14 protein-coding genes are annotated in these 14,801 nt (G+C 33.6%); 8 read left to right on the top strand and 6 right to left on the bottom strand.

The window, feature by feature from the left end; genetic code table 11:
* Positions 1-129: 129 nt before the first annotated feature.
* The 4 genes from AACZ49_RS05190 to AACZ49_RS05175 all read left to right on the top strand — a co-directional run bounded on the left by AACZ49_RS05190 (position 130) and on the right by AACZ49_RS05175 (position 6,183).
* Positions 130-1,992, top strand: coding sequence for a DNA topoisomerase IV subunit B (locus tag AACZ49_RS05190; protein WP_339652375.1), 1,863 nt, complete (start codon positions 130-132; stop codon positions 1,990-1,992).
* Positions 1,993-2,017: 25 nt separating this feature from the next.
* On the top strand, positions 2,018-4,681 hold the full coding sequence (locus tag AACZ49_RS05185; RefSeq protein ID WP_339652374.1) for a DNA gyrase/topoisomerase IV subunit A: 2,664 nt from the start codon (positions 2,018-2,020) through the stop codon (positions 4,679-4,681).
* Between the two features lie 8 nt (positions 4,682-4,689).
* Positions 4,690-5,118 carry a large-conductance mechanosensitive channel protein MscL gene (gene mscL / locus AACZ49_RS05180; RefSeq protein ID WP_339652372.1) on the top strand — a complete coding sequence of 143 codons (429 nt, stop codon included), beginning with the start codon at positions 4,690-4,692 and terminating at the stop codon, positions 5,116-5,118.
* Between the two features lie 108 nt (positions 5,119-5,226).
* Positions 5,227-6,183, top strand: coding sequence for a sterol desaturase family protein (locus AACZ49_RS05175; RefSeq protein WP_339652370.1), 957 nt, complete (start codon positions 5,227-5,229; stop codon positions 6,181-6,183).
* A gap of 71 nt (positions 6,184-6,254) precedes the next feature.
* Here AACZ49_RS05175 and AACZ49_RS05170 read toward each other — a convergent pair whose 3' ends face one another.
* The 4 genes from AACZ49_RS05170 to AACZ49_RS05155 form a co-directional block, all read right to left on the bottom strand.
* Entirely contained in the window at positions 6,255-7,724 is a 1,470-nt protein-coding gene (locus AACZ49_RS05170; protein ID WP_339652369.1) for a Gfo/Idh/MocA family oxidoreductase, read from the bottom strand.
* Positions 7,725-7,864: 140 nt separating this feature from the next.
* Positions 7,865-8,134 carry a hypothetical protein gene (locus tag AACZ49_RS05165; RefSeq protein ID WP_339652368.1) on the bottom strand — a complete coding sequence of 90 codons (270 nt, stop codon included), beginning with the start codon at positions 8,132-8,134 and terminating at the stop codon, positions 7,865-7,867.
* A 509-nt stretch (positions 8,135-8,643) separates the two neighbouring features.
* A complete protein-coding gene (locus AACZ49_RS05160) occupies positions 8,644-9,024 on the bottom strand; it encodes a hypothetical protein (RefSeq protein ID WP_339652367.1) in 381 nt (126 codons plus the stop codon).
* Between the two features lie 71 nt (positions 9,025-9,095).
* A complete protein-coding gene (locus tag AACZ49_RS05155) occupies positions 9,096-9,452 on the bottom strand; it encodes a helix-turn-helix transcriptional regulator (protein ID WP_339652366.1) in 357 nt (118 codons plus the stop codon).
* A 259-nt stretch (positions 9,453-9,711) separates the two neighbouring features.
* On the opposite strand from AACZ49_RS05155, the gene AACZ49_RS05150 reads away from it, so the two are divergent.
* From AACZ49_RS05150 to AACZ49_RS05140, 3 genes are all read left to right on the top strand, one after another.
* Positions 9,712-10,815: a M14 metallopeptidase family protein gene (locus tag AACZ49_RS05150; RefSeq protein WP_339652365.1), complete on the top strand. Its 1,104-nt coding sequence runs from the start codon at positions 9,712-9,714 to the stop codon at positions 10,813-10,815.
* Positions 10,816-10,931: 116 nt separating this feature from the next.
* Positions 10,932-11,411, top strand: a complete 480-nt coding sequence (locus AACZ49_RS05145) for a winged helix-turn-helix transcriptional regulator (RefSeq protein ID WP_027066901.1) — start codon at positions 10,932-10,934, stop codon at positions 11,409-11,411.
* A gap of 87 nt (positions 11,412-11,498) precedes the next feature.
* Positions 11,499-12,017: a DinB family protein gene (locus AACZ49_RS05140; RefSeq protein WP_339652363.1), complete on the top strand. Its 519-nt coding sequence runs from the start codon at positions 11,499-11,501 to the stop codon at positions 12,015-12,017.
* 2 nt (positions 12,018-12,019) lie between these two features.
* On the opposite strand, the gene AACZ49_RS05135 is transcribed toward AACZ49_RS05140, so the two are convergent.
* Positions 12,020-12,349, bottom strand: coding sequence for a hypothetical protein (locus AACZ49_RS05135; protein ID WP_339652361.1), 330 nt, complete (start codon positions 12,347-12,349; stop codon positions 12,020-12,022).
* Between the two features lie 109 nt (positions 12,350-12,458).
* Positions 12,459-13,520, bottom strand: a complete 1,062-nt coding sequence (aroB, locus tag AACZ49_RS05130; RefSeq protein WP_339652359.1) for a 3-dehydroquinate synthase — start codon at positions 13,518-13,520, stop codon at positions 12,459-12,461.
* A gap of 112 nt (positions 13,521-13,632) precedes the next feature.
* Here aroB and AACZ49_RS05125 point away from each other — a divergent pair, with 112 nt between their 5' ends.
* On the top strand, positions 13,633-14,799 hold the full coding sequence (locus AACZ49_RS05125) for a proline dehydrogenase family protein (protein ID WP_339652358.1): 1,167 nt from the start codon (positions 13,633-13,635) through the stop codon (positions 14,797-14,799).
* Positions 14,800-14,801 lie beyond the last annotated feature (2 nt).

Raw genomic sequence — 14,801 nt, 5'->3', positions numbered from 1 at the left:
TGATTATTCTTATTTGTTAGTGCTATCAACAAAAATGTGGAATTCATTGTTAATTACTTTAACCTTTAGGGGTTTTATCTTTTACCAAGTGGTACTATCTTTAGCAGCACTTTCATAAAATTTTATTTAATGTCCCAAGACACTCAATATACTGAAGATAATATACGCTCGCTTGATTGGAAAGAACATATTCGATTAAGACCTGGTATGTATATCGGTAAATTGGGAGATGGTTCATCGGCAGATGATGGCATCTATATTTTGCTGAAAGAAGTTATTGATAACTGTATCGATGAATTTGTTATGGGTGCAGGCAAGACCATTGAAATTACTATAAAAGATAAGGTTGTTAAGGTGCGAGATTATGGCCGTGGTATACCGCTTGGTAAAGTTGTAGATGTGGTCTCTAAAATGAACACTGGGGGTAAATATGACAGTAGAGCATTTAAAAAATCTGTTGGACTTAATGGTGTTGGTACCAAAGCTGTAAATGCACTATCTAGTTTTTTTGAAGTACAATCTTCACGTGACAATCAATTAAAGACAGCTCAGTTCAGTTCTGGAAACTTAGAAAATGAAGTTGGTCCAGAAGATACTAGTAAAAGAAAAGGAACAAAGGTTACTTTTGTGCCAGACGAAACTATATTCAAAAATTATAAGTTTAGGAATGAGTATGTAGAACGCATGTTGAAAAACTATGTGTATCTAAATCCTGGTCTTACTATAGTTTTTAATGGTGAGAAATTTTACTCTGAAAACGGATTAAAAGATCTTCTTGAGGATAATAATAATATGGATGATATGCTTTATCCTGTTATTCATTTGAAAGGAGAGGATATTGAAGTTGCTATAACACATAGTAAAACACAATATAGCGAAGAGTATCATTCTTTTGTTAACGGCCAACATACTACGCAAGGTGGTACGCATCAAGCTGCATTTAGAGAAGCTATAGTTAAAACTATAAGAGAATTCTACAAGAAGGATTACGATGCATCCGATATTCGAAAGTCTATAATTTCAGCCATTGCATTAAAGGTTACAGAGCCAGTTTTTGAAAGTCAAACTAAAACGAAATTAGGTTCTACCGATATGGGTGGAGAATTTCCTACCGTACGAACCTATATAAACGATTTCATTGGTAAGTATTTAGATAATTACCTTCATAAGAATACAGATACTGCAGATAAGCTTCAGCGAAAAATCATGATGGCCGAAAAAGAACGAAAGGAACTTTCGGGTATTCGTAAATTGGCACGTGATCGCGCAAAGAAGGCAAGTTTGCATAATAAGAAGCTTCGAGATTGTAGGGTTCATTTAAGTGATATGAAGAATGATCGTAGGTTAGAAAGTTCTTTATTCATTACCGAGGGTGATTCTGCATCGGGTTCTATAACTAAATCAAGAGATGTTAATACCCAGGCTGTATTTAGTTTGAAAGGAAAACCTTTAAATTCATATGGCATGTCTAAGAAGATTGTCTACGAAAATGAGGAATTCAATCTCTTGCAGGCTGCATTGAATATAGAAGAGTCTATTGAAGATTTACGTTATAATAATATTATAATTGCTACCGATGCCGATGTGGATGGTATGCATATTAGATTGTTGCTAATTACCTTCTTTTTGCAATTTTTTCCAGAGTTGATAAAAGAAAATCATCTATATATTTTGCAGACCCCTCTATTTAGGGTTCGTAATAAAAAAGAAACCATTTATTGTTATAGCGATGAAGAGCGTCAACATGCTATAAATAAGTTGACAGGTAAACCAGAAATAACACGATTTAAGGGTTTGGGAGAAATATCACCTGATGAGTTTAGGCACTTTATTGGTGATGATATTCGATTAGAACCAATAATGCTAGATAAAGCAATGTCCATAGAAGAACTATTAAGCTTTTATATGGGAAAAAATACTCCTGATAGACAAAAATTTATCATCAAAAACCTTAAAGTTGAAGTTGACTTAATTAAAGATAAAGTAGTATAAATAAAATAAATACGATAGCTTCTGAATGGAAGAAAATGACGATTTGAACGAAGATATTAACGAAAATCTTTCCGAAGAAAACAATATTAATACAGACTCATCTGATGCTTTAACAAGGGTTAGTGGTATGTATAAAGATTGGTTTTTGGATTATGCTTCGTATGTAATTTTAGAACGAGCTGTACCTGCGATTGAAGATGGTTTTAAGCCAGTACAACGCAGGATCATGCATTCTTTGAAAGAATTGGATGATGGTCGGTATAACAAAGTTGCCAATGTTGTTGGGCATACTATGCAGTATCACCCACATGGCGATGCTAGTATTGCTGATGCCATGGTCCAAATTGGACAGAAAGATCTGCTTATAGATACCCAGGGGAACTGGGGTAATATATTGACAGGCGATAGGGCAGCTGCATCTAGATATATAGAAGCAAGGCTATCTAAATTCGCACTAGAAGTTGTCTTTAGCCCAAAAATTACTGAATGGCAATCTTCCTATGACGGTAGAAAAAAAGAGCCGGTAAATTTACCTGTAAAGTTCCCCTTGTTGTTAGCGCAAGGAGCTGAGGGTATAGCGGTTGGTCTTTCTACGAAAGTGCTTTCCCATAATTTCATTGAGCTTATTGATGCTTCAATAAAGCATTTAAAGGGTCAGCGATTTAAGATATATCCAGACTTTCCAACAGCTGGTATTATTGATGTGACAAATTATAATGACGGATTAAGAGGAGGAAAAATTAGAGTCCGTGCTAAAATAGCTCAAATTGATAAAAATACACTGATAATCAATGAAATACCATACGGAACTAATACTGGAAGTTTAATAGATTCAATTCTAAAAGCTAATGATAAAGGCAAGATTAAAATTAAAAAAATTGAAGATAACACGGCTGCTGATGTTGAAATTTTAATTCATCTTCCTTCTGGCATTTCACCAGATAAAACCATTGATGCGCTTTATGCCTTTACGGCGTGCGAATCGTCAATTTCTCCACTAGGTTGTATAATCGAAGATAATAAACCTTTGTTTATAGGTGTAACGGAAATGCTGAAAAGGTCTACTGATTCAACTGTAGAACTTTTGAAAATGGAGCTTGAAATTCAACTAAGTGAATTGGAAGAGCAGTGGCATTTTGCGTCATTAGAAAGAATATTTATTGAAAATCGAATCTACCGAGATATTGAGGATGAAGAAACTTGGGAAGGTGTAATTAATGCTATTGATAAAGGTTTAGCCCCATTTACCAAACATTTAAAACGAGCGGTAACCGAGGAAGATATAACTAGACTTACCGAAATTCGAATTAAAAGAATTTCAAAATTTGATCTGGATAAGGCTCAGCAATATCTAGAGAGTTTGCAGGAGCGTATTGCAGAAGTTAAAAATCATTTGGCTAATTTAATCGAGTTCGCGATAAATTATTTTAAGAATTTAAAAGAAACTTACGGTAAAGATCGAGGTCGTTTAACAGAAATTAGGGTGTTTGACGATATTGAAGCCACTAAGGTTGCTATTCGAAATACTAAGCTTTATGTGAATAGGGATGAGGGATTTGTAGGCACCTCGCTCAAAAAAGATGAATATGTTACTGATTGCAGTGATATAGACGATATTATAGTGATAACCAATGAAGGAAAAATGATGGTGTCTAAAGTAGATTCCAAGATTTTTGTTGGTAAGGGTATTATTCATGTCGCTGTCTTTAAGAAAAAGGATAAGCGTACAACTTATAATTTGGTCTATAAAGACGGTAAAGGTGGCCCGGCCTATATTAAGCGATTTAATATTACGAGTATTACTAGGGACAGAATTTATGACTTAACGACCGGTAAACCTGGTTCTCAAGTATTGTATTTTTCTGCTAACCCAAATGGTGAGGCTGAAGTTATTACGGTGTTGTTGCGTCAGGTAGGTAGTATTAAGAAGCTGAAATGGGATATTGATTTTTCTGATGTATTGATCAAAGGAAGAGCGTCAAAAGGAAATATAGTTACAAAGTACTCGGTAAAACGAATTGAGTTAAAAGAGAAAGGCGTATCAACTTTAAAACCGCGAAAAATTTGGTTCGACGATGTTGTTCGTAGACTAAATGTTGATGGTAGGGGAGAGCTTCTTGGTGAGTTTAAAGGTGATGATTTATTGTTGGTTATCAATCAAAAAGGAGTTGCTAAAACATTTTTACCAGTGTTGACATCTCACTTCGATGATGATATGATTGTGCTTGAAAAATGGATTCCAGAGAAGCCAATTTCAGTTATTTATTGGGAGGGTGAAAAAGAGCGTTTTTACGTAAAACGGTTTCTTATAGAAAATGAGAATAAAGAAGATTTGTTTATTTCTGAGCATTCTAAATCGTATTTAGAACTAGTTTCGACAGACTGGCGACCCTTAGTGGAAATTGAATTCCCTAAACCTAGAGGTAAAGATGCGAAAGAAAATGAATTTGTTGATTTAGAGAGTTTTATATCTATAAAAGGAATTAAAGCTTTAGGTAATCAATTCATTACTGAAAAGGTTAAGAATATTAATTTATTAGATCCATTGCCTTTTGAACCTGCCGTTCCAGAGAAGCCAGAGGATATTGAAGTAGTTGATGAAGAGGCTGTAGAATCTGATGATAAAAATGACAGTGAAGAATCGAATGAGGGACTGCCACCAGATGAGCCTAAAACATTGTTTGATTAATTATTGATATGAAAAAATTCTTTGAAGAATTTAAGAATTTTGCCATTAAAGGCAATATGATTGACTTGGCTATCGGTATAATTATAGGTACGGCATTCAATAAGGTGGTAAGTGCTTTGGTGTCTAAAATTATAATGCCTCCACTTTCATTATTGACAGATGACGTTAATTTATCAAATAAGAAATGGGTTTTAAGAGTGGCTAGTGAAAAAGTTGAGGAAGTCGCTATTGAATATGGAGAATTAATAGAGTCATTGGTCGATTTCTGTATTATCGCTTTCACCATTTTTGTTATGGTTAAGTTTATAAATCGATTTAAAGAGAAATCTGAAGACCCATCTAATAAAGAGGTGGAGACGCCCAAAAATATAGCATTGCTTGCTAGTATAGAGAGTTTGTTGAAAGAGCAAAATGAAATTCTTAGAGGTAAACAATAATGCGATGTGTTTAATAATTGAATTGTCTTATCCTAAAATAAGAAGTTAAGATTGGACAAATTATAGAATAAATGCTTTTATAACTACATTTACAAAAATATTAAATTAATGGATTTTACCAACCCTCTGGTATATGGTGCGCCAGCTTTTATAGCCTTTATTTTATTAGAATTAACCTACAGTAAAACTCATGGAGATGATGATCTTTATGATTGGAAAGATTTTGCCGCAAGTAGTGTAATGGGTATTGGCTCAGCTATAATCGGACCTTTACTTAAGGTGGTTTTATTAGTTGTTCTTTTCGAATATGCATATGAACTTTTCAATCCTATGGTCGATGGTGTAAGAACTAATATAATGGGGTATAAATCATTTGGATATGCTTGGTATGTTTGGTTACTATGTCAACTTGCAGATGACTTTACGTATTACTGGTTTCATAGAGCAAATCATGAAATCCGAATCCTTTGGGCTGCTCACATAGTACATCATTCATCAGATAATTTTAATCTCGGTACTGCTATAAGAAATGGTTGGTTTACACTTTTGTACAAACCTTTTTTTTATGTATGGATGCCTATTATTGGATTTCCGGTAGAGATGGTAGTCGTTTGTTTGGCTATTGAGTCGTTCTGGCAATTTCAATTACACTCGCAGTATGTTCCAAAAATGGGATTCATTGAAAAAATATTCAATACGCACACAATGCATCAAGTTCATCATGCTCAGAATGTAGAATACTTGGATAAAAACCATGGTGGGTTTTTAAACTTCTTCGATAAGATATTTGGAACCTGGAAAGAGTATGATGAAGAAATAGATGTAAAATTCGGTGTAATTCACGCGCCTAATTCTAACAATCCTATTGTAATTCTTACTCATGAATTCACGGATATTTGGGCTGACATGAAAAAGTCCAGGAAATTCAGTCACAAACTAATGTATATTTTTGGACCCCCTGGTTGGAGTCATGACGGTAGCACTATGACAGTTAAGCAGCAACAGCGATTGTTTGAAGAGCAAAAACAGGTAAATCCTAAGGTTGCTTTCAATAGACCAAATTAAAGTATTGTTATAAAAAAAAGGGAGGTTTAAACCTCCCTTTTTTTTGTTCGTTCTTACAGCAAAGAGAGGTGTTAAACCTCCCATCCATTTCTATATGTTCTTCCAACAAATTGGTTGGCTTCTTCCATATTGGTGATTCTCATATTTTCTCCATCCCATAATAATTTTTTACGAGCAAAGAATTCCATAGCGCCTTCTGCGTTTTCTTTTTGAAGCATATAACTTCTAATAGCTAAATTACCCATTAAAACAGTTTCTGTCATAGGTCCGGCATAATCAAACGAAGAAGTAAGTGCTAAGTGCTCAGCGCTACCAAAACCAGCTTTACAGGCATCTACCCATTTACGTTGATGACCATATTCTGGTTCTAAATCTTCCTCTACTTCAGGTCCGAATTCCGTAGTACCATCGTTTAGGTATAATTTTGGCATTAACGGTGAGCTATCATTTATGTTTGTTGAAATAATTCCTTTTTCACCTATAATTAATACACCATTTGCACTATTCTTACCACCTATATCGTCGTTTGCTGGAATAATATCTGGATGCGATGGTCTAATGCCACCATCGCTCCAAGTCATTTCTATGGGTGATTTTGATTTTTCAGTAGCGTCAAAGTGTAATGTTATAAATGATGATGGAGGACAACCATCTGGATAATAATCTGGAGTCCACATCTTTGAAAATACTGATGCGACGCTACATTCTGCATCTGTAGGGTACTTTAAATTTAATGTTCTGAAAGGGATATCTATTAAATGACATCCTACATCTCCCAAGGCACCTGTACCAAAATCCCACCAGCCTCTCCAATTAAATGGATGAAGATTGGGGACAAACTCTCGCTCAGTTGCAGGGCCTAACCATAAATCCCAATTTAAACCATTTGGTTTTAAGTTGGCATCTGGTTTAGGCATTTCAATACCTTGTGGCCACACAGGCCTATTCGTCCATACTTGAACTTTAGATACCGCTCCAATCTTACCTTCATCTATCCAACGTTGTACCATGCCTAAAAGCGGATTTGAGCCGCCTTGGTTTCCCATTTGACTTACTATTTTATTGGTGCGTGCCATTTGGGTTAAAATTCGGGCTTCTTTAATGTTATGTGTCATAGGTTTTTGCACATATACATGAATTCCTCTTTCCATTGCCCATTTAGCTGCAGGCCCGTGAACATGGTCTGGGGTTGATATGGTTACAGCATCGATGTTCTTCTTTTTATCTAGCATGACCCTAAAATCATCGTAAAGCTTGGCTTTTGGAAAATTCTCTATGCTTTTTGCTGCAGTACCGGTAAAATCAACATCGCACAAAGCTGCTACACGCTCTCTTCCCATTACTGATGCATTTTTTATATCACTAATACCTTTACCGCCTGCGCCAATTGCGGCAATGTTGAGACGGTCGCTAGGAGCAATAAAACCCGGGCCGCCCAATACATGTCTTGGAATAATAAATACAGATGAAGCTAATGCAGTTTTTTTAACGAAATCTCGTCGATTAAGATTCGTGGATTTGTTTTTGTTGGATTCTTTCATAGTTAGACTTGATTTAAGTTTGATTGGTAAACCAAGGTAATGAAAAGACCCCTATAAAACAATTACAAAATAATTGATATACAGAGTTCTATGTGAATATTATTAGAATGCTTTATTCTTCTAGATCGACAATATCAACTTTATTTTTTTTTCATACACAGGTCGAAAAATTCAAACATAAGTGAGAATGCGATAGAGAAGTAGAGGTATCCTTTAGGTATTACATCTACTTCGTTACCAAATACAATAAGATGACTTAAATGAGTAGATTCTGCAATAAGTATAAAGCCAATTAATGTTAAGAACGATAATCCTAAAATTTGAATGGTTTGGTGTCTAATAACAAACTCTCCAACAGGATTCGCAAAAAGCATCATAATTACCACTGTGATGATAACTGCAACGATCATTAGTATAAGGGCGTAGTTAGGCTAGGTGAAATGTCGTTGGTCATTCCTATAGCGGTAAGAATAGATGCAAAGGAGAAAACGATATTAGTAACCGTTATATGAAGAATAACATTCGCTAATGAGGTAAATCTAGCTTTCTTTACTTCAGGTTCGTCATGACATTAATCCTCAACCTTTGCATAAACTTCTTTTGTGCTCTTATAGGGCAGGAACCAGCCGCTTAGGAATAGGATAATTTATTGATCACTAATACCTCCGGTAATCCAATGGCTATCGAATACCTAGAAAGGTTTTTTTATAGAGGTGTGTAACGATATCCCGAAAAATAGTAAAATACCCATTACTATTGCTAATACTAAACCTAAATTCGAGGTCTTTTATGATGGCCAGGTTCCAAATATCCGGCAGCACTGAAATGAAAATAATATTATCTATTCCTAAAAGAATTTCAAGAAATGTAAGGGTGAGTAGTGAAACCCATGCATTGGGGTTAATGAAAATATCGAACTTTATAATTTAATCTTAACAGCGGTTCCTGTTTTAACGATTAGTTCCTTGTTTGGATCTTTTACGGCACTTTTGTATTGAAAAGTGTAAGATGAATCTGTAGTACTGATTATTTTATAATGAATGGCAGTTTTGCTGTGAATATCTTGTAAAACAAACTCACAGTCATTAAACCAACGTACCGTGGCGCTATCGATTTTGTTTTCATAATAATCGACGCTAAACTTTTCATCTCTGGTAAATTTACCTTCTTTAATAATCTCTCCTAACTTATAAGTAAATTTAAAAGAGCCTGTTTTGTACTTTTCGCAATCACGTTCCGGTTGGTAACAAGAACTAAAAAGTAGGCATGTGATTATAAGGGTAGATATTTTTTTTACCATGGTGCAAAATAAAGAAAATAGGAGAGAAGTTGATTGAAAAAGACAATAATAGTTTATGTTAAAACATATTCTTATTGCTCTTCATAATTTTTAAATGTGCCATCGGTATAGAAGATTACGATACGCTCAACCTCCTTTTTTTGAATTGGTCTCGTAACCACTTTAATGTTTGAACACTCGTTTGATTTTTTGTCTAAGTTTTTCTTTGGATATTCTCCTTCTCCATATAGAAGCCATTGTAAATCCACCTCCTTAAAAGTGTCGTTTATTTTCATTATAAATTCAAGGCTTGGTTTATTTCTACCATTTAATAAGTGAGAAATACTAGAGCGTTGTACGTCAATTAAATCTGCAAAAGAAGCTGAAGAAAGTTCGTGATGATTTAAAATAGTCTTCAGCCTGGTTATAAATGTGGTAGTATCTAACATGTTTACAAAACTAATGTATTCTTACATTGGTTATTATTATTAGTGTGGTAAATCATATAAATCCGATAATTTTTATTAAAGTTATAGTTACTATTGAATCATATAAAATACTGATAATGTGTATTTTAGTTTGTTATTAAATATAAAAGTTAATTTTGTAAATATTTTCGATTTATTTCGGCCTTATTTTAATATTCAACTGTTTACAAATGTAAACTATAGCTGTGCTATTTTTGTCATTACTAATCTAAGGAAGTATATGGAGGCAATTGATTATGGTCAAATTTATGTATCAAGTATTCAGGGTAGATATATTACTTATGATCATCTAAACAAATTTATTTTAGGTCTTTCCAAAAGTTTTGGGGTTATTACAATTGGGAAATCTGTACGCGATGAACCTATAAAAAGCATTACTTTCGGGCATGGTCCTACACGTATTTTAATGTGGTCTCAAATGCATGGTAATGAATCAACGACCACAAAGGCAGTAATAGATTTATTGAATTTTTTGGAACATGATACTGTTAGTGCTTTAGAAATTGAAAAACATTGTACATTAAAAATCATCCCAATTCTTAATCCAGATGGTGCTCGTGATTATACTAGGGTAAATGCAAACGAAGTTGACCTAAATAGAGACGCTCAAGACTTAACGCAACCAGAAAGTCGAATACTTAAAAAAGAGTATGATTCTTTTCATCCAGATTTTTGTTTTAACCTGCATGATCAACGTACAATTTTCAACGTTGGCAAAACCAATAAGCCAGCAACGGTATCTTTTTTAGCACCTGCTTTTGATGTTGAAAGAAGTAATTCGCCTTCACGTAAATTAAGCATGCAGTTAATTGCTGCTATGAATTCTAAATTGCAGGAATTAATTCCTGGTCAGGTCGGTAGATATGATGATGGTTTTAATGCGAACTGTGTTGGGGATGCATTTCAAATGAGAGAAACGCCTACTATTTTATTCGAAGCAGGACATTATTATGAAGATTATCAGCGGGAAAAGACTAGGGAGTTTATTTTTTACTCTTTATTAAAAGGAATAAATACTATTGTGTTAAAACAAATTGAAGATTATACAATTGAGCAATATTTAGCTATTCCGGAAAATGGAAAACAGTTTGTAGATATTTTGATAAAAAAATCTAGGAATGTAAATGGAACTGAAGTAGTGAAAAGTCCGTTTTCTGTTCAATACAAGGAAGTTCTTAAAGATGGTAGGGTTGTTTTTAATCCAATTCAGCATATTTTCGAAACAACTCCTTTAGAAATATTTGGTCATAAAAGACTTGATCTAGAGGTAAAAGAAGACTTAGAGTGGCTTAAAAACAATAAGATATTAAAACTATTGGATTGATTTTTATTGTCTTATTTCTTTAAAAACTTAAAAATGTTTACATTTTCATTAAAAAAAGTTCATATTCAATGAATTTAATGTGATAATTTTTTATTTTTGCCAAAAATTTTACCACTATGGGCAAAGTCAAATTAGACGAAATAGACCACCAAATTCTGGATATGTTAATTGACAACACCAGAACCCCTTTTACCGATATTGCTAAAAAACTTCTTATATCAGCAGGTACTGTTCATGTGAGAGTTAAGAAAATGGAGGAAGCCGGAATTATAAAAGGTTCTTCACTTACATTAGATTATGTGAAATTAGGTTACGCATTTATTGCCTATGTTGGTATCTTCTTGGAAAAAACCCATCAGACAAAATTTGTATTGGAACGTTTAAACCAAATTCCAAACGTTACCATAGCACATATTACCACTGGTAAATTCAATATATTCTGTAAAATTAGAGCGAAGGATACCACTCATGCAAAAAACATCATTTTTAAAATAGATGATATTGATGGCATAAGTAGAACTGAAACAATGATTTCTTTGGAGGAGAGTTTCAATGATAAGAAACGATTAATGCATACCATATTTAATGAGTTATAATTTTTAACCTTAACTAACTCTAAAGGCCCAGTTATTTTTATGATTGGGCTTTTTTGATTTTCAAATAACTAAGAAAGAAGCTTAATTATGACAATTACAGATTTACATAAAGAGGAATTTGATTTCTATTATGCCACTTACTTGAAAAAACTTGAGGATCAAGAAGATTTAAAGTCAGCTTTATTAATAGGTAAAAAATGGTTTCAGAATTTTGTAGCGGAATTGAATTCTGAGCAATTAGCATTTAGTTATGGAGTAGGTAAATGGACCATTGCAGAAGTGCTTGTTCATTTAATCGATACAGAACGTATATTTCAATATCGTGCATTTAGAATATCAAGAAATGATAAAACGCCTATGCCAGGTTTTGAGCAAGATGATTACATATTAGCGAGTAATTGCAATCAACGAACTAAAGAAGATATATTAGAAGAATATCTTTCCGTTAGAAATGCGACAATTAATTTATTTAAAAACTTATCTGAAGTTGAATTAAGACGAATGGGTACGGCTAGTGGTTTACCATGGTCGGTTGCCGCTTTAGGACTTGCCATAAGTGGTCATCAAAGACATCATGAAATTATACTAAAAGAACGCTATTTGTAAATTTAGTCTAGGTCTGGTTCCACTTCCCTTTCGAAATTCAGATATAATGCATTGGTCATTTCTTCTGATCGCATAACTTCTTCAGGTGTTTTAGGCTCAAGCTCTTTTTCTAAATTTCCCTCAACATTCGCAATAAAGTTTGAAAGGCTTTTACTTATTTTTACCAAATAAAGAGTGTCGGCGGTTTTTATTTGAACAGCTTCTACATAATCACCCTGAATATTTTTAAAGGATATAATATCCTCATCACCATATCCATATGGGTATGTTTCAATTAAAAGTGCCGCTAATTGGTGGTCTAGTTTGCGATAATCGATAAGTCTTCTGGTCATAACTAATTTGTTTTAAGAAGGTTACTTAATTTCTTAACCTAAACTAGTAATTATACAGTCAATTAAATTTGTATAGTTGTGAAAGTGGTGTTTTAGGTATATGAAGTTTTTAAACTTTGTAGTATGCGAAAGCTTTAGCAAATAATTCTACAGGAATTTCAATATCAAAAACAGGATTACCAATCTCTTTCAATAGAACAAAATTTACTTTTCCATGCGAATTTTTCTTGTCGTACTTCATGAGTTTGAGTATGTTATCAAAATCATCTTCTAAGAATTCCACTTTTTCATATCTACTTAAAAAAGTGGTTTTAATATCATTTAAGTCCTCTAAAGGAAGATTTGTTAATTTATAGGATAAATATCCTTCCAAAATCATTCCAATGGCAATGGCCTCTCCATGCAGCAACGTTTCTTTCGAATCATTTTCTAAAAAATAAGATTCAATAGCATGACCTAAAGTGTGCCCGTAGTTTAATATTTTTCTGATATTCTGCTCAGTTGGATCTTGTAAAACAACATTGTTCTTAATCTTAATTGATGAAAGAATATGTTTTTTCATATCCTCTAAACTTTCAGCTTTCTTTAATGTTTCCCAATACAATCTATCTTGAATAAGACCGTGTTTAAGCATTTCAGCAAATCCGCTTCTAATTTGTCTTTTATCTAAAGTATCAAGAAAATCAGGCGCCACCAGTACCATAACTGGCTGGTTAATTACACCTATTTGATTTTTCAAAGAACCTAGGTCTACACCAGTTTTACCTCCAACAGAAGCATCTACCATAGATAATAGCGTAGTTGGAACATTTATAAAGTCAATTCCTCTTTTAAATGTAGAAGCAACAAAACCACCCAAATCGGTTAATACTCCGCCGCCTAGATTAATCAGAATACTTTTTCTATCAGCGTCGAGTTCTGATAGGGCTTCCCAAACACCAACGCATGTATCTATGTTTTTATTGATCTCACCAGATTCTATTTCAATGATTTCAAATTGATATTCTCCATTTATTTCGGCCATAAACTGTGGCAAGCATAGTTCATGTGTATTTTCATCGACTAAAATAAAAACAATCGAATACGCTTTTTTATCTAAATGGGCATTAAGTGATTTAAAAGCATTTTCATTAAAATGTACTGCGTATGAGTCTGAAATTATAGATTCCATAATATGGTATGGCTAAGTATTGGTTTCTAATTGAGCACAAAATAAAGGTTATTTTTAGTCTTAGGATTATAAAATCTGTGATTATATTTACCAGCTATAGAAATAATAAAAAATGGACCAAATATTTGAAAATACCGCAACGGCATTTGCTCTAAAATCAGATTCGGAATTAGAAAGAGCTTATTTTCTTTTTAAAATGATTTCGAATGAACCATTAGTGAAAATGGGTTCGGTAATTACAAATTTTGCAATTAAAGCACATTTGCCAGTAGAAGGCTTAATTAGAGCAACGGTTTTTGACCATTTTTGTGGAGGTGTCAACGAAAGAGATTGTTTACCAGTTGTAGATAAAATGTGGAAGAAAGGGGTGTGTTCTGTTTTAGATTATTCTGTAGAAGGTAAGGAAGAAGAAGATCCTTTTGATGCTGCTACTGAAATTATTTTGACCATACTGGATTTTGTAAAAGAAAAAGAAGCGATACCATATGCGGTTTTTAAACCAACTGGATTTGGTCGATTTGCGCTATACCAGAAAGTAAGTGAGAAAAAAGAACTTACTAAAGAAGAGCAAGCTGAATGGCAAAGGGTCATAAACCGGTTCGATAAAGTTTGTAAGAAAGCTCATGATCTTGAAGTATCGTTGTTAATTGATGGTGAGGAAAGCTGGATGCAAGATGCAGCTGATGATTTAGCAGAAGATATGATGCGTAAATACAATAAAAAGAAAAGAATTGTATTTAATACGCTGCAAACCTATAGATGGGATCGTTTGCCTTATTTAAAATCGTTACACGAACGTGCTAAGAAAGAAGGGTTTAAAGTGGGAATGAAGGTTGTTCGAGGGGCATATATGGAAAAGGAAAATGACAGAGCTAAAGATAAAGGATATGTTTCGCCTATCTGTAAATCTAAAGCTGAGACAGATGAGAATTTTAATGCCACTATTAAATATATGATTGAAAATCTTGATACGCTATCAATATTTTCTGGCACTCATAACGAAGATAGCTGTTATCGCTTAATGAAATTAATGGCCGACAAAGGAATAGATAAAAACAACGAACATGTTTGGTTTGGACAATTATATGGTATGAGTGATCATATTTCTTTCAATTTAGCAGCAAATGGATATAATGTTGCTAAATATTTACCTTTCGGACCTGTTCGCGATGTTATGCCTTACTTAATAAGAAGAGCAGATGAGAATACCTCGGTAGCCGGACAAACCAGTAGAGAATTAACATTACTTAAGAAGGAAAGAAAACGTAGAAAAATTTAAGA

Source organism: uncultured Maribacter sp. (genome assembly GCF_963975365.1).
GTDB lineage: Bacteria > Bacteroidota > Bacteroidia > Flavobacteriales > Flavobacteriaceae > Maribacter.
The sequence above is the reverse complement of the archived record's forward strand: the minus strand, read 5'-3'. Positions and strand labels throughout refer to the sequence as shown.